This is a genomic window from Lelliottia sp. SL45 (assembly GCF_026672535.1).
In the GTDB taxonomy this organism is placed as follows: domain Bacteria; phylum Pseudomonadota; class Gammaproteobacteria; order Enterobacterales; family Enterobacteriaceae; genus Enterobacter; species Enterobacter nimipressuralis.
The window spans coordinates 3,211,241-3,230,435 of record NZ_JAPPRH010000003.1 but is presented as its reverse complement, the minus strand read 5'-3'; the positions used below and the strand labels follow the sequence as shown (position 1 = coordinate 3,230,435).

Below are 19,195 nucleotides of genomic sequence, written 5' to 3'. Positions count from 1 at the left end.
GCACAAAAAGAGGAAAGACAATGAGCACTCGCGTTAACCACCATAAAGCCACACCTGCACTTGCCAAAGCCCTGTCCGACCTGAGCATGGCGATCGGCAAAACCTCCATCGACCCGGCCCTGAAGCACTTGATCGATATCCGCGTCTCTCAGCTGAACGGCTGCACGTTCTGTCTGGATATGCACTCGAAAGAGGCGAAAATTGCCGGTGAGCGCGAGCTGCGCCTGTATCATCTGACCGCATGGCGCGAATCGCCGCTGTTCAGCGCACGTGAAAAAGCGGCGCTGGCCTTCGCCGAAGCGCTGACCCAAATCAGCGTCCACGGCATCAGCGACGAACTGTACTGCAACGTGGCTGAGCACTTCTCCGACACCGAGATTTCAGAGCTTAACTTTGCCATCGTGGCGATCAACGCCTGGAACCGTCTGGGAATTACCTCGCGCATGGAGCCGGGTGCAATGGATGCGGCTTACGGCCTGAACAAAGCTAACCTGGAATAATCCCGCGTTCGCGAACCAGCGCCACCAGCGCCCGCAACCCCGGCGGGACGTGCCGGTGGCCGGGATAGTAGAGGCGCAGCCCGGCAAAGGGCTGCGTCCAGTCATTTAACACGCTCACCAGTTCCCCCGATGCCAGCTCTTGCTGGATATAAAGTTCCGGTAAAAAACCGATTCCCAGCCCCGCTTTCACCGCCCGTATCGAGGCAAACAGATCCGACGTCGCAAAACGCGGCGGGACGGCCAGGGCATAGCGCTCGCCGCGCCGTTCCAGCTCCCAGCGATAAATCCCGCCGTGCGACATGCGCATTCCAATCCCCTGATGGTGGCGCAAATCATCCGGCGTTTGCGGAATACCGTGTCGGGCAAAATAGTCCGGTGTGGCAGTGACCAACTGGCGGATATCGGCGGTGAGCGGGATGGCGATCATGTCCTGTGGGACAGACTCTTCCAGGCGGATCCCGGCGTCAAACCCCTCGGCGACAATGTCGATCAGGCGCGCTTCACTGACGGTCTCCACGCGCATTTTGGGGTAGCGGATCATGTAGTCGATCAGCAGATCGTCCAGAAAAAGGGTGCCGATATTGTTCGGCACGTTCAGGCGCAGCGTTCCGGCAGGTTCGTCCGTCTCGCTGTGGATCTCTTCGCTGGCCTGGCGGATCGCCTGCAATGCCGGGCCGATACGCGCCACATAGCGCTGCCCGGCGTCCGTCAGCGCAACGCTGCGGGTGGTGCGGTTAAACAGCCGCGTCTGCAGGCGGCTTTCCAGCCCGGCGATGGCATTGCTCACTGCCGTCGCCGACATGTTGAGTTCCTGCGCTGCGCCGCGAAAACTGCCGCGCCGCACCACGGCCATCACCACTTCCAGCTCTGTCAGTCCTGAACGGTGCATAGATTGTCCTGAAAATCGCAATAACCTTTGCAGGATAGCGTGGATTATCGAAACGTAAAAGGCGTGCCAGACTGGGTTCTTCCAGCCTCAGGAGGTGTTATGCGTCATATCGATCGGATTTTTATCAACGGTGAATTTGTCACACCGCACGGCACAGAGCGTTTTGATCTCTACAACCCGGCGACCGCGCAGGTGTTCGGGCAGGTCCGGCTTGCGGATGAACTCGACGCGGAACGCGCCATCAGCGCGGCCAAGGCTGCGTTTCCGGCATGGGCGAGGACCACACGCGAGGCGCGCATTGCGGCCCTCAAACGGATGCATGCGGCAGTCGCGGCGCGTCATGACGATTTGCTGGAGGCGATTATCGAAGAGTACGGTGCTCCGGCGTCGCGATCGGCGTGGATGGCGAGTTATCCGGCAGAGGTGATAGCCCAGGCCATCGACGCGCTGACGGCGTTTGAATTCACGACCCAGGTCGGCGCCGCCACGGTACAGATGGTGCCGCTTGGCGTGGCGGGGCTTATCACGCCGTGGAACAGCGATGCAGGGTTTATCTGCGGCAAGCTGGCGGCATCGCTGGCGGCGGGCTGTACGGCAGTGATTAAACCGAGCGAAATGAGCGCATGGCAGACGCAGATTATCACCGAGGCCCTGAGCGAAGCCGGATTACCGCCGGGCGTGTTTAACATCGTGACCGGGCGCGGCGAGACGGTGGGGGAGACTATCAGCCGTCATCCGGACGTGGCAAAAATATCGTTTACCGGTTCAACCGCTACCGGCAAAGCGATTCTGCGCAACGCCGCTGAGAGCTTTAAGCGCGTAACGCTGGAGTTAGGCGGTAAATCGCCGACGATTGTGCTGGAAGACGCCGATTTAACCCAGGTGGTTCCGCTGGCAATCCAGGCTGGCCTGATGAACAGCGGCCAGGCGTGCGTGGCCGGAACGCGTATTCTGGTGCCACGCTCGCGCAAAGCGGAATGCGAAGCGGCGCTGGCGCAGGCGATGGCCGCAGTAAAATCGGGCGATCCGCGTGACCCGGCGACGGAAGTGGGGCCGATGGTCAGCGAAAAACAGTGGCGGCGCGTGCAGGGTTACATCCGCAAAGGCACAGAAGAGGGGGCGCGTCTGCTGGCAGGGGGCGAAGGGCGTCCGGAGGGCACACAAAACGGCTGGTTTGTCCGTCCGACGCTGTTTACGGATGTCGATAACCAGATGACCATCGCCCGCGAGGAGATTTTTGGCCCGGTGCTGTCGATTATCGCCTATCGCGATGAGGCCGAAGCTATCGCCATTGCCAACGATACGGATTATGGCCTGAGCGCGCTGGTACTGGGCGGCGAGCGTGCGCGTGACGTTGCACAACAAATTGAGTCTGGCCGGGTACTGGTTAATACGCTCGCCCACGAACCGAAAGCACCTTTCGGCGGATTCAAACACTCGGGCGTAGGCCGCGAGATGGGCGCGTGGGGGATCAGCGCGTTTATGGAGCCCAAAACCATTCTTGAATAATACCCCGCCCGGTGGGCGCCTGCCCACCGGCCTATGAATTCGCAATTCCTGCTCTTTCCCCTCTCGTTTCTTGATAGTTACCCTGATAACTATTATCTTGCTTACGGTGATGAGAGGGGGGTTGCCGTGAGCGAAGATGATCTGTTTTGCCGCAGGCCGATGGGCATGCGGATGGCGATGATTGTGCGTCAATGGCGCGCGGTTATTGATGATGCCATTCTCGATACGGGACTCACCCAGTCGAGCTGGACGGTGATGATGCAGCTCAAATCGCTTGGCGATAACGTCTCGGTCAGCGAACTGGCGGAAGTGCAGGGTATCGAACTGCCGCCGCTGATGCGCACCCTGACTCAGCTGGAAAAGCAGGGTTATCTGCTGCGCACGGTATCCCCTTATGACAAGCGCATCCGCTTGCTAACCCTCACGCCGGAAGGTCACGCGGTCCTGAAAACGCTCACCCAGGTGGTCGAAAATTTTCAGCAACGCGTGTCATATAATATCGCGCCTGAACATCTTGAGATTTTCTGCGCAACATTAAATCAAATCGCCTGCAATTTGCGGTCAATCCGCGAAGAAGACAACAAGATCTAAAAATAATGACTCCTGAACAAAAGTTTGCCCGCTGGGTTAGGGTGAGTATTGCCTCTTTCCTGCTGATGTTTGTCTATTTTATCGTCGCGGATATCTGGATCCCGCTGACGCCGGACTCCACCGTGATGCGTGTGGTGACGCCGGTTTCCGCGCGCGTTTCCGGCAACGTCGCAGCGGTGTACGTCCACAACAACAGCCAGGTTAAAAAAGGCGATGTGCTGTTTGAACTCGACCCGACGCCGTTTCGCAATAAGGTCGAAGCCGCCCAGATCGCTCTGGAACAGGCCCGGCTCTCGAATCAGCAGTTGGACGCGCAGATTGTCGCCGCGCAGGCCAATCTGAAAACGGCGCAGCTGACCGCCCGCAACGATAAAGTCACTTTTGACCGCTATCAGCGCCTGAGCACCCTGCAGAACGTCTCGCAATCGGATCTGGATAAAGTGCGCACCACCTGGCAGAGCAGCGAACAGTCGGTGGCGAATCTTGAAGCTAATATCCATAACCTGCGCATCGAGCGCGGTGAGCGGGATGAGAAGCGCAACGTGACACTGCAAAAATATCGCAACGCACTGGAAGAGGCGGAACTAAACCTGAGCTGGACGAAGGTCTACGCGCTGGCCGACGGCACCGTGAGCAACGTGCAGCTTAGCCCCGGCTTTTACGCCTCGTCAGGCTCTGCCGCGCTGGCGCTGGTGAATAACCAGACTGATATCGTCGCCGATTTCCGCGAGAAAAGCCTGCGCCATACCCATCAGGGCACCGACGCTGCGGTGGTGTTTGACGCCTTCCCGGGCCGCGTTTTCCGCGCGCACGTCACCAGCAGTGACGCCGGGATTTTGGCGGGACAGGAGGCGGTGAACGGCGAACTCTCTCAGCCTGAAACCTCCAACCGCTGGGTGCGTGACGCGCAGCGCATGCGCATTCACATCGCGCTGGACGAAACGCTGCCAAAACACCTGCCAACCGGCGCCCGCGCCACGGTGCAGCTGTACAACAGCGAAGGGCCGTTCGCCCGCTTCTTCTCCGGGCTGCAAATTCACCTCGTGAGCCTGCTGCATTATGTCTATTAATACGCTCGCGCGGGTCTTTACCCCGCACGGCAACATCGTCTACACGGCGAACGACTTTCGCCAGACTCTGCGCATCGTCTTTGCCGGGATGATCGCGCTGAGCATTTCGACGTTTTACAACACCAGCTACGGCGTCTTTTACGTGGTCTACCCGATCATGCTGCTGTCGCTGGTGCCGGTGTTTAACCGCCACGTGGCGAAGCAGTTTATCTTTAGCGCGTCGCTGAACTGCATCGAAATGGTAATTATCATCGGCTATCTCTCACAATGGCCGCTGATCATGACGCTGGTGGTGTTCGCCCTCTACGTGATGCGTTTTCGGTTTATGAGCAAGGGGCCGCTGTTCCTGTTTGGCTCGATGGGGGTGGTGTGTCAGAGCGTGATGCTCAATTTCATGAGTTATCCGACCACGAACTGGCACACGCTGCTGTTCTCAAACATAGAGGCCAGCATCATGGCGGTCTGTTTAAGCGCGCTGATGAACTACCTGCTGCCGGACGTCGAACCGCGCAAGCCGCCGCCGCTGATTGAGAAAAACGCTGCCCGCGTGCGCCACGAATCCCTGCTCTCCGGCACTGTGGCAACGCTGATTTTTGTTGTCTTTCAGATAAGCGATCTCAGCGATTCCCTGTCGGCGCTGATGGCGGGCGTGCTGATCCTCTTTCCGATGAACTATCGCGGCGCGGTGATAAGCTCCCTGTGGCGCGTAGTCGGGGTGATCCTCGGCTGTCTGTACATCCTGGTAATGCAGCTGGTGCTTTACGATCACAGCAGCCACATGTTGCTGATGATGCCGCTGATTGGCCTCGGGCTGGCGTTTGGCGCACGTCTGCACGTCATGGAAAAAGTCGGCGCGGGCGTCGGATTTGCCAGCATCACCACCATCGGCATTATGTTTGGTCAGAACATGCACCCTGACGGCGATCTGGTGTTCAGCGATCTCTACCGCATCGTCTCGGTGACGGTGGCGCTGGTCTCCACATTGACGCTGGTGTTCCTGGTGCATCTGTTCCTGAACCTTTTTGAGCCGACCCGCTACGTCATTCGAGAACCGTGACACACCTATTTTCTGCGTTCTGTGCTATGACTGTCGGCCGGTCAATTGGGCGACAAAAGGAGCAGGGAGATGTGGCAGACAAGGGCGCTGGAGCTAAATAATCAGGCTTACTGGAACTGGGATAAGGCCTGCGAGCTGGTGGATTACGCCGTCGCGCATGATTTCAATACCGTGATTGTCGGGCAGGTGGACCTGTTCGACATGCTGGTTTCGCCCAAGGGCTACACCCCGCTTCAGTACAACGATCGCCTCTCCAGCCAGCAGCGCGCCCGCTGCGTCCATCTCAATCGTCTCGGTAAACTGTGCCAGCAAAAAGGACTGCGTTTTTATCTGCAGGCCAAAGAGTTCAACTTCCCGACCGACCTGCTGCTGGCGCATCCGCATCTGTTCGAGCCGGGCCACGGCGTGCGCTTTGACGTCGATTTCTGGTGCGCGTATCTGAGCGAGAAAGTGTCGCTGATTTGCCAGCGCATTCCGGCACTGAGCGGCCTGCTGGTGGCGATTTCCAATACCGACGGCCTGCTGCCCATTTCGCGCCCGAACTGGGCGCTACAGGGGCAAGACAATGCCCGGCTTGCCGAGCGGGACGAGCGCAGTTTTTCCCTCTACAGCCGCTGTTTCAGCGCGCTTTCCCGGACGATGCAGAAAGAGAACAAGCATCTGGTGCTGCGGGTGTTCCCGGCGAGCAATCACGATCTCGGCAACGTGCTGGAGGCGATCCGCCCGCTGCCCGAAAGCGTCAGCGTCTCCATCAAACTGACTCCCGAGCGCTTCTGGCCATCGTTTCCGAATAACCCGGCGCTGCTGGCAGTCCGCGAGCGCGAAGTGTGGGCGGATATCGATCTGGTGGGCGAAGAAGTGGGCTGGGGGATTTTCCCGTTCCCGCGCATCGACGAGCTGCAGGGCCGTCTGCTGTGGTGTCGCAGCAATCCGGCGATTCGCGGCGCGGTGTGTAAAACCAGCTGGGAGGGGGTCGATAACCACTGGATCATGGGCACCCTGAGCGAATGTAATCTGCTGGCATGCAGCCGGATGCTGGCGAATGATGGCGCCCATTTGTCGCGCGATCAGCTGCTGACGTACTGGCTCGACGAAAGCTACGGCTGGCGCCCTGAACCGCCGGTCTTTGACCAGTTCACCGCCCTGCTGGAGCAGGCCGGACAGGTGCTCTATAACGCGATTTACGTCCGCGACCACGTGTTTCACCGCCACAGTCAGGTGCCGGAAAGCTACGGCCAGGCGGTGTGGAGCCTCTACGGACAGCTCAATCGCAACCACTGGCTGCCAGGCTCCGAGCGCGATATCTCCTTTGACGCCAGCGATGTGGAGACATCCGCCGCCTGCCTGACGCGCATCGCCAAAGAGAAAGATGACGCCCGCGACGCCTCTGTGAGCTTACGTGAACGCGCGCTGCGTTTCGCGGAGATCGCCGCGTTCCCGTATGCCCTGAAAAACCGCTGGCTGGAGGAGTGGCAAGGCTTTGCGCTCTACTGCCACCTGTTCCTGCACGCTCAGAAAGCCTTCTTCACTCTGCGCTTTGCCCGTGAGGTGGAAAACAGCTGGAGCATGCGCGAGATCTGCCAGATCAACATTCAGGAGCTGTATCGCAGCGCGTCAGAAATGGAAGACTACTGCGCGAAACACGCGGACGCCTCGCCGGGATTGCACGTGCTGTTTGATGCTTCACGCGTACGGGCATTGGCCGATAGCCTGGGCGAGGAGCTAAAGGCGCTGAAGGGCTAAATCCTGCCAAAAATGTGACGAACGTCGCGCAAGACACGTGCACGGCGCAATGGCTGTGCGCCCATCGTCACATTCTTTTTTTTCATTTCACGTAAGGCGTGATCGTCGTCACGTCGTCTCCCCGGTGGTGGCTCGCTTTGTGAGTTGCCAGGCAGTTCCGGCCAATCCCCACTATTGGCTGCTCGCCGAAAAGTGCAATCCCGCTGATGATTGGCCCGCAATCGATAAGTCGTATGAAGGCGAGGAAAATATGTCACAGGGTGACTGGCAACTTAAACAGGGCGAAGCGCTGACGCGTTTTCTCTTTTCCGCGGCAAAGGAAGAGCGCTTTGCTGAATTCTATACCGGCGAAGCCATCGACCCGGAAATAGACTATCACTTTCGCAACGGCTCCGGCCCGAAAGCAGAGGCGTTCTGCCGCCGCGGCTTTCGCCAGACGCACGCCCGGCGCGCGGTCGATCCCGCCCAGGCGCTGCCGTGCCGAGAAGTGACCTTTAGCGGTGAGAACGACAGCGTTTCATTTTCTGATTTTCGCCATTTGCCTTTCCACCTTCAGCGCTGGCTGACGGTTGATCTTTTCGCGCCATACACCGGGGAATTTTTGTTTCGTGTGGGTACTTGTGGCGGCGTACGGATATGGATTGAGGGGACAGAAACCCTCTGCCATACGCCGTTTACGCGCAATACCCTGCAGCATGTCGAGGTGCGCCTGCCGCTGAACGCGGGCAAAAATAGCCTGCTGATCCATCTCGACGAGCTGTTTGAGCGCGACACCCTTTTTGCTCTGCAGATGGTCTATCTGGATGACGCGCCTCTTGGCGTGGCGCTGCCCGGCATGTCGGGGGATGCGGTCGATTGTCTGAGTGAGTTTGCGGGCGGGCTGCGACCGGAACTGGCGGCCATTGACCACTGCGTGGGGCTGCACGGCAGTGTGCCAGTCCCTGCGGGCGTTGTGCTTCGCGGGGAACTGCGCGGCATGGGCAACGACAACTTTACGCCGAGAACACTCGATTTTGGCGCGCTAAACGCCGGAGAAACGACAATCGCCCTGCCGTTACCGGCGGATATCGGTGAGGCGCACTATCAGCTGCGACTGATGCTCCAGCGTGGTGAAGTGACACTCACGCGTCACGTCGGCATCAACGTCACGCCCGATGCGCCGGTGCTTGCCCGCGCCACCACCCTTGCAGGGCGCAAACAGGAAGCGCTGCGCTATATCGCCGCGCATGGCATGGATCGCACCTGCCGCCTGCTGGCGATGATGCACCTGCACGAATACGGCCCTCAGTGTGAAACCCTGCTGAACAGCACTCTCAAGCGCATCAGCGCACGCGAAGACTGCTCTGATTTTTCGCTGGTGCCGCTGCTGTGGATCTGGCGCTATCACCAGGGGGAGCATTTCCCGCCAGCCCTCTGGCGACGGGTGAAATCGACTCTGCTGGGCTATCGCTACTGGCTCGACGAACAGGGCTGCGACGTGATGTGGTTCTGGAGCGAAAACCACGCGCTCTGTTTTCATACCGCCCAGTATCTGGCGGGGCAGTTTTTCCCGGACGAACAGTTTATCGCCTCGGGCCGCCTTGGGCGCGAACAGCAGGCGATTGCCGAAGCGCGTCTGGTGCAGTGGTTCGACGCCATCGATGTGCATGGTTTCGTCGAGTGGAACTCCGCGCCCTATTATCCCGTTGATTATATTGGCCTGTTCGCGCTTTATCAGCTGGCCGAGAGCCAGGCGATTCGCACCCGCGCAGGTCAGCTCATTGACCGCTTAATGCTATTAAGCTCGCTGCATTACCAGAACGGCGTCGCCGCCGGAACCATGGGCCGCGTCTACGAAAAAGAGCTGCTGGCAGGGAGGCTCACCGAGCTGTCGGCTTACGGCGCGGTGGCCTGGGGGGGCGGCAGCTATAACCGCAAATGCGCCTCGCTGCCGTTGTTCTGCGCCAGCGACTACGTGCCGCCTGCCGAGTCAGAGAAGTACGCCACGCTCTGCGAAGGCGAACTGACCGCGTGGTACACCTGCGGTGGCGGGAATATTTGCCTCTGGAAAGCGCCGGGCGTCAGTTTGTCCTCCTGCGTCGATCACCACACGGGGGAGCCAGGCCATCAGCAGCATCTGCTCGATCTGCAATTTGCTTCCCGTCCTGACGCCAAAATCTGGATTAATCATCCGGGTGAAGCCGAGCCAGGCGGCGAAAAGCGGCCTTCATTCTGGGCGGGAAACGGCGTAATGCCGCATGTGATGCAGCAGGAAAACGGCGCTGTGATGCGCTGGCACATCGCTGAAGAAGAAGCCCTGCCGTGGACGCATCTTCACCTGCCGGTACATGCCTTTGATCGTGTCATCGCCTCGACGCACGCCCGTATCGTTCGCGCCGGTCAGGCTTTTGCGGCGGTGATCTGCTCTGCTCCCCTGCACACCATCGACCACGGGCTTACGGCCGGAACCGAGTGTCGCGCGGCGGGACGCGACGTGGCGTGGTACGTGGAAGCGGGCTACGGCGACGACGTGGCTTTTGCGGCGTTCAGCGCCCGGATGGGCGCAATGACGATCGAGAAAGATCACGATCTCGCCGCGACATTTCCCGCTCTGCACAGCACTGCCCCACGCATTATTTTCAAGGACGTAAACGCATGAACAAGGATGAACGGATGAGCACGCTGGACCGCGTGGTGCGCGGATTTTGCCGTCTGAAGAATTTGAATGAAGTGGGCGTTGGCGACGGTTTTGCGATCCACTTTGAGGAGTGGGAGTGGGAAATCGGCGTCGGGCTTTACGGATTCTGGCGTTACGCCGCGCACCAGCAGGACGCGGCGCTGCAGCAGTCGATCCTCGCATGGTATGAGGCGCAGATCGCCAAAGGGTTGCCGGAGATACAGATCAACACCACCGCACCGATGATCGTGCTGGCGCTGGTGGCGGGGCAACATCAGCGTGAGGATCTGCTGAAAACGGTCAACGACTGGGCCGACGCCCTGCTGCGTGATCTGCCCAAAACTGAAGAGGGCGGCTTCCAGCACGTGGTGAAAGAGCAGCCCAACACCGGCCAGCTCTGGGACGACACGCTGTTTATGACCTGCCTTTTCCTTGGCGTGGCGGGGATTGTGCTCAAGCGTCGCGACCTGATTGACGAGGCGGGATACCAGTTTCTGCTGCACACCCGCTATCTCAGCGATCCGGCCAGTGGGCTGTGGTATCACGGCTGGACGTTTGTCGATAAACACCACTTTGCCGGGGCGTTTTGGGCGCGCGGCAACGCGTGGATCACCGTGGCAATCCCCGAATTTATCGAACTGATGGGCGAGCATCTGGACACAGGCGTGCGTCGCTATCTGTCGCAGGTGGTGGCGCGCCAGGTGCGCTCCCTGTGCACGCTCCAGGCTGACAACGGCATGTGGCACACGGTGCTCGACGATCCGCTCTCACCTCAGGAATCCTCCGCCACGGCGGGGATTGCCTACGGCATGCTGCGCGGCGTTCGGATGGGCATTCTGGATGATTCCGTCAGCGTTTACGCGCTGCGGGCGTTTGACGCCGTAATGGCGCGCATTGACGAGGACGGCATCGTCCTCGAAGCCTCACGCGGCACCATGTTGGGCTGGGATATCCAGTATTACTGCGATATCGCGATGGCCCCCGTTCCCTACGCTCAGGCGTTAACGATGCTGCTCCTGCTGGAGAGGGAGCAGGGTGACTGGCCTGGCAAAACCTCTGTGACCTGACCCGCGAGAGCGGATAGCTGGAGATAATAATAAATGAAAAAACTCAACATCATGGGCGCCTTCCAGACGTTTGGCGGCGCGATGGCGGTGCCGATAGCTTTCCTGCCGTTCACAGGATTGCTGCTGGCCGTCACCAACATCCTCACCATGCCCGATATCATGGGCGATCTGGCCCATCCGGACGCGACTTTTTACAAGGTAATGACGATTCTGAAGTCCGGCGGCTGGACGATTTTCCGCAACTTCCCGCTGCTGTTCTGTATGGCGCTGCCGATTGGCCTGGCGAAATCCGCCCAGGCGCGCGCGGCGCTGGTGGCCTTTTTCTCCTATATGGCGTTTAACTATTTTACCAATGGGATGCTCACCTTCTGGGGCGCTGATTTCGGCGTTAACTTCAGCCAGGAAGTGGGTGGGCAGAGCGGACTGGCGCTGGTGGGCGGCATCAAAACGCTGGATACCAGTATCGTCTTCTCCCTGATCGTCGGCGGGATCGTCACCTGGATCCACAACCGCTTTTTCGAGAAAAAACTCCACGACTACTTTTCGATTTTCCAGGGGATGGCGCTGGTGTTCATTATCGCCTTCTTCCTGATGATCCCTCTGGCGTGGCTCACCTGTCTGGTGTGGCCAAAAGTGCAGTTGGGCATCAACGCCATGCAAACGTTCTACATCGAAGCCGACGTGCTGGGAATGGGGCTGTTTGCGTTTGTGGAGCGAATTCTGGTGCCGACGGGACTACACCGCTTCGTCTATTTCCCGTTCTTCTTCGGCCCGGCGGTGGTGGACGGCGGTCTCTACACCCACTGGATCGAGAACGTCTCGACCTACGCGGCCTCTGCCGTGCCGCTGCGCGAGCAGTTCCCGGCGGCGGGCTACTCCCTTTACGGCAATATCAGCGTCTTTTGCTCGTTGGGTGCGGGGCTGGCGATTTACGCCACCGCGAAGAAAAGCCAGAAGAAAAAAGTGGCGGCCCTGGTGATCCCGGCGATCATCACCGCGATGAGCGTGGGTATTACCGAACCGATCGAATTCACCTATCTGTTTATTTCGCCGGTGCTTTATCTGCTCAACGCGCTGATCGGCGCGGTGCTGTGTATGGCGCTGTACATGGCCGGGGTGGTGGGCTTTATGGGCGGCGGGATGAACGACATGATCCTGTTCAACTGGATCTTCTACGCGCAAAACCACGCGCACCTGATTTGGATCCATCTGGCCATCGGCTTTGGATTTGCGGCGATCAACTTTATGGTCTTCCGCTACGTGATCCTCAAATACAACATCCTGACGCCGGGGCGTAACGAGGATGAAGACGAGGTGCGTCTCTATTCGAAACAGGATTACCGCGATAAAAAGGCGGCGGGCAAACAACCCGATCGCGAGAAGGCGATTGCGATCCTGCAGTGCGTCGGTGGCGCGGAAAACGTTGAAACCATCAGCAACTGCCAGACCCGCCTGCGGCTGGTGATCCACGATCCGTCGTGCGTGATGGATGACAACGCGTTGAAAGCTGCGGGTGCGTTAGGGAAGATTCGTAATGGCAGGAACCTGCAAATCGTGATCGGCCTGTCGGTCACCGTGGTCCGGGAATTCTTTGAGGCGGAAGTGATTCGCGCGCGCGAGGCGGGGAGAGATTCGCCTGCGCCGCAGCCGGTAAACTCATAACAAAATGGGGCGCTCTGCCCCATTTTTTAGTGGGGGAGCAGCACCGGAATTTGCGACAGCAGAAACAGAATCAACCCGATAGTTCCGCCGACCAGCGTGCCGTTAACGCGGATAAACTGCAGGTCTTTGCCGATATTCAGCTCGATCTGTCGTGACATGTCTTTTGCATCCCAGCCCTTCACCGTATCGCTGATATGGCGCGTCAGGAAGGCCGCGAAATCCGGTGCCACGCGATGCGCCGCCTGCTCCAGATGTTCGTTCAGCGAGGCGCGCAGGCTGGCGTCGGCCACCAGCGTTTCGCCAAACCACTGCCCGGCGTTGGCGATGCGCTGCTTCACGCGGGAGTCGTCGCTCTGCATATCAGCTTTCAGCCACGCGCGCAGGTCGGCCCACATCTCGCCGAGATAGCGGTTAAACGCTTCGTCATTCTTCAGGTAGTGTTTGATGTTCTCCGCTTTAGACGCCATCTCCGGATCGGTTTTCAGGTTGTCGATAAGCTTCAGCGTGGCGCGATCAAACGCCTGGCGGATCTGGTGCGTGCGGTCGTGGCTGATATCGTCGAGGATCGCGTTCACCGCATCGGAGACCAGCTCGGCGCTCTGATCGCCGAGCCACTCGGTCGGCAGCATCATCGCTTTGCGCGGATGTTCGGTTTTAAGCCAGTGAACGATCTGCGCGGCGATAAAGTCCCGCGTACTGTCGCGCTGAATCAGGGTGATCAGGCGGTTGATCACCGCGTCCAGCAGCACCTGATGACGGTTGTTTTTGGTCATGCTCTCCAGCATCGCCGCGCTGGTTTGCGTAAAATCGACCTTATCGATGGCCTTGTGTACGGCGCGTTTCAGTAAGCGCTGAATGCGCCCGTCGTCCGTCAGTTCCAGGAACCCGCCCATTACCTGAATCAGATGCTGCCCGACACGCTGAGCGTTATCCGGTTGGCTGAACCAGTTGCCGATCATCTGTGCGGGTTCGTAGCGACGGATCAGCGCAACTAAAGACTGGGTATCGAGAAATTTTTCCTGCACGAACAGGCCGAGATTATCGGCGATCCGATCTTTATTGCGCGGGATAATCGCCGTATGGCGCGAGATAAACGGGATCGGCACCCGGCGGAACAGGGCCACCACGGCGAACCAGTCCGCCAGCGCGCCGACCATCGCCGCCTCGGCAATCGCCTTCGCGCCGCGTACCCAGATCGTCTGCGGCAGAAACAGCGTGGCAATGAAAATCGCGGCGGCAACCAGCAGCAGCGACAGCGCCAACAGCTTGGCGCGTTTGAGTTCAGCTAATTTTTCCATAGGGTTAAGAATAGAGCGGAACGTGGGAGGAGTGCAAAAAAGTGTGATCAGTCGCGCAGGGCTGCCAGAAAACGGCTGAACAGATCCGGCAGCGGCTCGTCGTACCACAGCGCGTAGAGATCGGCGGGGATAGTCTCGGTAAGTTTCAGGAACACCACGCCCGGCCAGTGGATCAGCGCACAGGATTCGGGTAACAGCGATACGCCGTTACCGGTGCTGACCAGCGCCAGCGCGGTCTGCGGTTCAAAGACCTGATGCGTTACTAGCGGTGAGACGCCCAGCGCGAGGCAGCTGTCATACACCTGACGGGCAAAGTCGCTGTGGGTGAAAGAGAGGGAGATAAACGCCCGATCAACCAGATCTTTCAGGGATATTTTGCTGCGGCGGCACAACGGATCGCTCTCATGCACCGCCACGCACACCGCTTCACGGGCAATCATCTGGCAGCGAATTTTGGCTTCGACGTGAGGGATCACGTTGCGGTTGATGGCGATGTCCACGGTGCGCGCCCGCAGGGCCTCGGTCTGTTCCTGCTGGCCCAGCTCGTGCAGCGTCCAGTTGACGTCCGGATTGGCCTCGCGGAACGCTTTCATGCGCGTCAGCAACGGCCCCCACATCGCGCTGCCAATCACCCCGATATTGATGTGCTGCTTTTCACTGCGGCCAATCTGGCGCACATAGTTAAGGGACTGTTCGGTGGCGCTGAGCAGACGGTCGACTTCCGCTTTCAGCACTTTTCCGGCGTGAGTCAGCACCACTTTTCGGCTGGTTCGCTCAAACAACTCCACGCCCAGCAGCTCTTCCAGCTCTTTGATTTGCATGCTCAGCGGTGGCTGGGAGATATTCAGCCTGGCGGCAGCGCGCCCAAAATGCAGCTCATCGGCGAGGGTCTGGAAATAGCGCAGCATCCGGAAGCGAATGCGGCTGTTGGCCTGTGAATCGAGCATACCGGGCACCGAGAAAAAGGAGGGTGACGATATCATGCAACCCTCCCTGGAGCCTGTCAAACCGCGACCGCCTCGCCCCGGTGCAGGCGTTCGGCCTTGCTGCAGGCGATGGCCGCAAGCAGCGTCACCATCAGCAGCGCGTAGGCGCAGGTGGAGGCATTCACTGCGCCGTGCAGGCCGTAGCGGCTGTTAACCAGCGACGAGACAGTGGCGAACAGCAGCGTGCCGACGGTGCCGCAGGTGAGCAGCGCAGAGATAAGCGTCGGGGAGCTGCGGCTGACCTGCAGCGAACCGTAGCTCATCAGCCCGGAGAACAGGCCGGAATTGAAGAAACCGAACGCGCCGCAGGCAATCAGGATCAGCGTGGTATTGGCGCTGTTGCTGATAAGCGCAATCGCCACCAGACCGACGGCGGTGCAGATCAGCAGGAAGGTGCGCAGTTTCATCCACTTCACGGTGAACTGATTGAGGAACAGTCCGGTCGCTTTCGCCACCCAGTAGACGGTGGTGTACAGCGCCGCCTGTTCTGGCAGCATCTGGAAACGCCACTGCAGATAGCCTGGCGTCCACATGGTGAAAATCGGCTCCGCCAGCAGGAACAGGAACAGCGCGCCGCACAGCAGCCAGACGGAACGACCCCACGGCTCTTTGCGGGTGGTGTCCTGATGCGCCGGTTCTGGCGCAACGGTGCTTGGGTAACGGCTGCGCAGGGTGAGGATCAGCATCAGCACGCCCAGCCCGCCCATGATGCCGTACATGGCAATCCAGCTCGCGCCCATTTTAAACAGCCACGCCAGCAGGAAGGAGAGCGTCGCGCCCGCCAGACTGAAGAAGAAATCGGTGAAGATCAGGCTCGATGAACGGCTTTTTTCGTCCGGATTGATGCGCACCACCAGGTAGCTGCCGAGGGTCATAAAAATACCGCCGCAGGCACCGATAATGGCGACCGCCACGCTGAACATGGTCAGCGTCGGAGTGGCGAACAGCAGGGCGCTGATGAGGATCGTCAGCGCGGCGGCGATCACCAGCGGCTTTTGCAGACCCCATTTTTTCATCAGAATGCCGCCGAGCATGATCGGCACGAACATGCCGATATTCATCAGGGTAAACACCTGGCCGATGAAACTCGGATCCTTATTGAACGCGGCGCAGAGCGGGCCGAGGACAATCCCCAGCGTCGAGACCAGCGCGCCGACGAAGTAGTAGCTCAGATACGAAATCGCATTCAGACTGCCGCGAGAGTAATTTTCTGACATCTGTATTTCTCCTGGCGGGCGCGTGCCCGCCGCTGGACGGGAAGTTAGCGGCAGTTCTTCACGAACTGGCTAATCAGGCGAATGAAATCGTCGGTGACCATCGCCGCACATTTCAGGGTTTGTTCGTGGGAGAGTTCCACGTCGCTCAGCCCTTCCGCCATGTTGGTGATGGCCGAAACCGCCAGCACTTTCAGGCCGCAGTGGCGCGCAACAATCACTTCCGGCACCACCGACATGCCGACCACATCGCCGCCCATGTTCTGCATCATGCGGATTTCTGCCGCCGTTTCGAAGTTTGGCCCCGGGTAGGAGACGAACACGCCTTCGTGCAGCGTGATGTTGAGATCACCCGCTGTGTGGTGCAGTTTTGCGCGCAGATCGTTGTCGTAGGCGTTGGCGAGGCTAAAGAAGCGCGGCCCAAAACGGTCGTCGTTCGGCCCAACCAGCGGCGTGGACGGCATGGTGTTGATGTGGTCATTGAGCGCCACCAGGCTGCCCGCCGGGATGGTCGGGTTGAGTGAACCGGCGGCGTTGGTGCAGAACATGAATTCGCAGCCGAGCAGCTTAAAGGTGCGCACCGCGTGGGTCATGATGCCCATCCCGACGCCCTCATAGAAATGCCCGCGTCCTTTCATGCAGATGAGATTCACGCCGTGCAGCGAGCCCAACACCACTTCACCTGCGTGACCAATCACGGTGCTGACCGGGAAGCCCGGCAGTTTTTCGTAAGAGATAACGGTTTTGTTATCAAGCTTATCCGCCAGCGCGCCAAGGCCGGAGCCGAGGATAAACGCGATGCGCGGTTTAAAGCCGGGTTTGGCAGCCTGAATGATTTCAACGGCTTCATACGGGGTGTTGTTAATCACGGAAATAGACATGGGAACTCCTGAATGCGTAGGTTTGTACACATTCTGTGGAGAGCGTGATTGCAGATCCAATTGGATAAAATGGGTTATTGATAGTGTTTTTCGAATGGATGGTTGTTGGGTATGTGGATTTTCAACGGGTTAGGATGAGCAGCCCAGAGGTAGTGGTGGAAATGGCGCAGAGGAATTGTGATGGGAGTCAATGGTGAGCCTTGTGGCTCTGCGGTTTTGCCGCTGCCATTCTGAACGGGGTATTCCTCTTTCATAAAAAATTCATCGCGCAGCACGATCGTTAATCTATTTGCGACATCCGTTAATTAATAACCCTCTTCACCGGGAGTATAATTTTCCTTCCCGTTTGTTTACGCGGGGAAATATAAATAGGAATTATTAATTTCGCGGATGGAATACATGAAAAAGATTATTGTAGCGATGTTTTTGGCTTTATTTACGATGACGTCATTTACAGCACTGGCTTGCCCAAAAGGGCAGCACCCTCACGGTGGGACCGGCTCGCATCATAAAGGCGGTTACTGCTCTTTTGACGAATAAACAGGTAAGGCACATCGGGTGATGTGCCTTTTTTACAACATGTTTCTAAGAAACGTCCGTATATACCCAACTTTACGCCCACCCCCGGCCATTTTGACTACCCTTAATACCCTAAGCGGTAATTAAGGAGACCTACATGGCTTACCAGACAGTGAATCCTGCTAACAACAAGCTCATTAAAGAGTACAAATCTCATACCGATGCTGATGTCGAGGCCGCGCTAAAAACGGCGGATGCCCTTTACCATTCCGACTGGGCGAAAGGCGCTATCGAACAGCGTCTGCCGGTGCTGCATAAGCTGGCGGATCTGATCGATAGCCGGAGCGAAGAGCTGGCAAAAATCGCCAGTCAGGATATGGGGAAACTCATCGGACAAAGCCGCGGGGAAGTGAAACTTTGCGCGCAAATCGCCCGCTATTACGCAGACAATGCGAAACAATTTCTCGCCCCAGTGAAGTACAAATCGGAACTGGGAGACGCCTGGGTGGAGCACCATCCTATCGGCGTGGTGATGGCCGTTGAGCCGTGGAATTTCCCGTTCTATCAGTTGATGCGTGTGCTGGCGCCAAACCTGGCAGCGGGCAACCCTGTGGTGGCGAAACACGCCAGCATCGTGCCGCACTGCGCGGAGGCGTTCGCCCATCTGGTGCGTGAAGCCGGTGCGCCGGACGGCGCCTGGACGAACCTCTTTATCTCGCAGGATCAGGTCGCGAAGATCATTGCCGATCCGCGCGTGCAGGGTGCAGCCCTGACCGGGTCTGAGAAGGCCGGGAGCGTGGTCGCAGCGCAGGCGGCGAAGCACATCAAAAAATCGACCCTCGAACTGGGCGGTAACGACGTGTTTATCGTGCTCGACGATGCGGATCTCAAGAAAGCGGTGAAGATTGGCGTCAATGCCCGACTCAACAACGCCGGGCAGGTGTGTACCGCCGCGAAACGTTTTATCGTCCATGAAAAAGTGGCCGATCAGTTCCTGACGGCTTTCACCGAGGCGTTCCGCGAGGTCAAAATCGGCGATCCGCTGGATGAGAGCACCACTTTGGGGCCGCTGTCGTCGAAAGATGCGCTGGAGACGTTAACCAAACAGGTTAACGAGGCGGTGAAAAACGGCGCGAAAGTCCACGTGGGCGGCAAGCCGGTGCAGCGCGACGGCAACTTCTTTGAGCCGACGATCCTGACCCATATCTCCCGTGAGAATCCGGCCTATTTTGAAGAGTTCTTCGGGCCAGTGGCGCAGTTCTATGTCGTCAAAAACGACGACGAAGCGGTGAGCCTGGCAAACGACTCGAACTACGGGCTGGGCGGGGCGGTATTCAGCCAGGACATTGAGCGTGCGAAGAAAATGGCCTCGCGGATCGAAACCGGGATGGTCTACATCAACTGGCTGACCGACACGGCGGCTGAACTGCCGTTCGGCGGCGTGAAGCGCTCCGGCTACGGTCGCGAGCTGTCGGATCTGGGCATTAAAGAGTTTGTGAATCAGAAGCTGGTGGTCGTTCGCCGCTAACCGATTTCACAGCACTAAACAGGGT

General features: G+C 58.7%; 17 protein-coding genes. 11 read left to right on the top strand and 6 right to left on the bottom strand.

Translation table 11 applies throughout. The features are described 5' to 3' along the window. Positions 1 to 20 precede the first annotated feature (20 nt). Complete coding sequence (locus OVA10_RS21640) at positions 21 to 500, top strand: carboxymuconolactone decarboxylase family protein (protein ID WP_123429548.1); 480 nt, start codon at positions 21 to 23, stop codon at positions 498 to 500. Here OVA10_RS21640 and OVA10_RS21635 read toward each other — a convergent pair. Continuing rightward, the gene (locus OVA10_RS21635; protein WP_268196774.1) at positions 487 to 1,389 is read right to left on the bottom strand and encodes a LysR family transcriptional regulator; all 903 of its coding nucleotides are present in this window, start codon (positions 1,387 to 1,389) and stop codon (positions 487 to 489) included. The genes OVA10_RS21640 and OVA10_RS21635 overlap by 14 nt on opposite strands. Before the next feature lie 99 nt (positions 1,390 to 1,488). On the opposite strand from OVA10_RS21635, the gene OVA10_RS21630 reads away from it, so the two are divergent. The 8 genes from OVA10_RS21630 (at position 1,489) to OVA10_RS21595 (ending at position 12,744) form a co-directional block, all read left to right on the top strand. After that, positions 1,489 to 2,898 (top strand): aldehyde dehydrogenase family protein, encoded by a 1,410-nt coding sequence (locus OVA10_RS21630; protein ID WP_268196773.1) that lies wholly within the window; start codon positions 1,489 to 1,491, stop codon positions 2,896 to 2,898. A 126-nt stretch (positions 2,899 to 3,024) separates the two neighbouring features. Next, on the top strand, positions 3,025 to 3,489 hold the full coding sequence (locus OVA10_RS21625) for a MarR family winged helix-turn-helix transcriptional regulator (RefSeq protein ID WP_100777776.1): 465 nt from the start codon (positions 3,025 to 3,027) through the stop codon (positions 3,487 to 3,489). Positions 3,490 to 3,491: 2 nt separating this feature from the next. Next, positions 3,492 to 4,559: an HlyD family secretion protein gene (locus tag OVA10_RS21620; protein WP_123429545.1), complete on the top strand. Its 1,068-nt coding sequence runs from the start codon at positions 3,492 to 3,494 to the stop codon at positions 4,557 to 4,559. Then, complete coding sequence (locus OVA10_RS21615) at positions 4,549 to 5,616, top strand: DUF2955 domain-containing protein (protein WP_181827284.1); 1,068 nt, start codon at positions 4,549 to 4,551, stop codon at positions 5,614 to 5,616. The genes OVA10_RS21620 and OVA10_RS21615 overlap by 11 nt, the downstream gene beginning before the upstream one ends. A gap of 69 nt (positions 5,617 to 5,685) precedes the next feature. Continuing rightward, entirely contained in the window at positions 5,686 to 7,359 is a 1,674-nt protein-coding gene (locus OVA10_RS21610) for a hypothetical protein (protein ID WP_268196772.1), read from the top strand. A gap of 250 nt (positions 7,360 to 7,609) precedes the next feature. Beyond that, positions 7,610 to 9,997 carry a hypothetical protein gene (locus OVA10_RS21605; RefSeq protein ID WP_268196771.1) on the top strand — a complete coding sequence of 796 codons (2,388 nt, stop codon included), beginning with the start codon at positions 7,610 to 7,612 and terminating at the stop codon, positions 9,995 to 9,997. Next, entirely contained in the window at positions 9,994 to 11,082 is a 1,089-nt protein-coding gene (bglB, locus tag OVA10_RS21600) for a beta-galactosidase BglB (protein ID WP_107702322.1), read from the top strand. The genes OVA10_RS21605 and bglB overlap by 4 nt, the downstream gene beginning before the upstream one ends. A 33-nt stretch (positions 11,083 to 11,115) precedes the next feature. Beyond that, entirely contained in the window at positions 11,116 to 12,744 is a 1,629-nt protein-coding gene (locus tag OVA10_RS21595; protein WP_268196770.1) for an alpha-glucoside-specific PTS transporter subunit IIBC, read from the top strand. 26 nt (positions 12,745 to 12,770) lie between these two features. Here the strand turns inward: OVA10_RS21595 and OVA10_RS21590 are convergent, their stop codons facing one another. The 5 genes from OVA10_RS21590 to OVA10_RS21570 form a co-directional block, all read right to left on the bottom strand. Beyond that, positions 12,771 to 14,042 (bottom strand): DUF445 domain-containing protein, encoded by a 1,272-nt coding sequence (locus OVA10_RS21590; RefSeq protein WP_268196769.1) that lies wholly within the window; start codon positions 14,040 to 14,042, stop codon positions 12,771 to 12,773. Positions 14,043 to 14,089: 47 nt separating this feature from the next. Then, positions 14,090 to 15,025: a LysR family transcriptional regulator gene (locus tag OVA10_RS21585; RefSeq protein ID WP_268196768.1), complete on the bottom strand. Its 936-nt coding sequence runs from the start codon at positions 15,023 to 15,025 to the stop codon at positions 14,090 to 14,092. 20 nt (positions 15,026 to 15,045) lie between these two features. Beyond that, positions 15,046 to 16,245, bottom strand: coding sequence for an MFS transporter TsgA (gene tsgA / locus OVA10_RS21580; protein WP_268196767.1), 1,200 nt, complete (start codon positions 16,243 to 16,245; stop codon positions 15,046 to 15,048). 44 nt (positions 16,246 to 16,289) lie between these two features. Beyond that, entirely contained in the window at positions 16,290 to 17,123 is an 834-nt protein-coding gene (gene xapA, locus OVA10_RS21575) for a xanthosine phosphorylase (protein WP_268196766.1), read from the bottom strand. Positions 17,124 to 17,197: 74 nt separating this feature from the next. Then, positions 17,198 to 17,377, bottom strand: coding sequence for a hypothetical protein (locus OVA10_RS21570; protein ID WP_142503576.1), 180 nt, complete (start codon positions 17,375 to 17,377; stop codon positions 17,198 to 17,200). A gap of 145 nt (positions 17,378 to 17,522) precedes the next feature. Between OVA10_RS21570 and OVA10_RS21565 the strand changes: the two genes are divergently transcribed. Both OVA10_RS21565 and OVA10_RS21560 read left to right on the top strand, forming a co-directional pair. Then, on the top strand, positions 17,523 to 17,663 hold the full coding sequence (locus OVA10_RS21565) for a hypothetical protein (protein WP_164971804.1): 141 nt from the start codon (positions 17,523 to 17,525) through the stop codon (positions 17,661 to 17,663). Positions 17,664 to 17,799: 136 nt separating this feature from the next. Then, a complete protein-coding gene (locus tag OVA10_RS21560; protein ID WP_268196765.1) occupies positions 17,800 to 19,170 on the top strand; it encodes an NAD-dependent succinate-semialdehyde dehydrogenase in 1,371 nt (456 codons plus the stop codon). Positions 19,171 to 19,195 lie beyond the last annotated feature (25 nt).

Coding starts and splice junctions, on each gene's coding strand:
- OVA10_RS21565 (WP_164971804.1), top strand. CDS start 17,523: ATGAAAAAGATTATTGTAGCGATGTTTTTGGCTTTATTTACGATGACG.
- OVA10_RS21570 (WP_142503576.1), bottom strand. CDS start 17,377: ATGAAAGAGGAATACCCCGTTCAGAATGGCAGCGGCAAAACCGCAGAG.
- OVA10_RS21560 (WP_268196765.1), top strand. CDS start 17,800: ATGGCTTACCAGACAGTGAATCCTGCTAACAACAAGCTCATTAAAGAG.
- OVA10_RS21590 (WP_268196769.1), bottom strand. CDS start 14,042: ATGGAAAAATTAGCTGAACTCAAACGCGCCAAGCTGTTGGCGCTGTCG.
- OVA10_RS21605 (WP_268196771.1), top strand. CDS start 7,610: ATGTCACAGGGTGACTGGCAACTTAAACAGGGCGAAGCGCTGACGCGT.
- OVA10_RS21635 (WP_268196774.1), bottom strand. CDS start 1,389: ATGCACCGTTCAGGACTGACAGAGCTGGAAGTGGTGATGGCCGTGGTG.
- OVA10_RS21610 (WP_268196772.1), top strand. CDS start 5,686: ATGTGGCAGACAAGGGCGCTGGAGCTAAATAATCAGGCTTACTGGAAC.
- OVA10_RS21640 (WP_123429548.1), top strand. CDS start 21: ATGAGCACTCGCGTTAACCACCATAAAGCCACACCTGCACTTGCCAAA.
- tsgA (WP_268196767.1), bottom strand. CDS start 16,245: ATGTCAGAAAATTACTCTCGCGGCAGTCTGAATGCGATTTCGTATCTG.
- OVA10_RS21595 (WP_268196770.1), top strand. CDS start 11,116: ATGAAAAAACTCAACATCATGGGCGCCTTCCAGACGTTTGGCGGCGCG.
- OVA10_RS21615 (WP_181827284.1), top strand. CDS start 4,549: ATGTCTATTAATACGCTCGCGCGGGTCTTTACCCCGCACGGCAACATC.
- OVA10_RS21630 (WP_268196773.1), top strand. CDS start 1,489: ATGCGTCATATCGATCGGATTTTTATCAACGGTGAATTTGTCACACCG.
- xapA (WP_268196766.1), bottom strand. CDS start 17,123: ATGTCTATTTCCGTGATTAACAACACCCCGTATGAAGCCGTTGAAATC.
- bglB (WP_107702322.1), top strand. CDS start 9,994: ATGAACAAGGATGAACGGATGAGCACGCTGGACCGCGTGGTGCGCGGA.
- OVA10_RS21585 (WP_268196768.1), bottom strand. CDS start 15,025: ATGATATCGTCACCCTCCTTTTTCTCGGTGCCCGGTATGCTCGATTCA.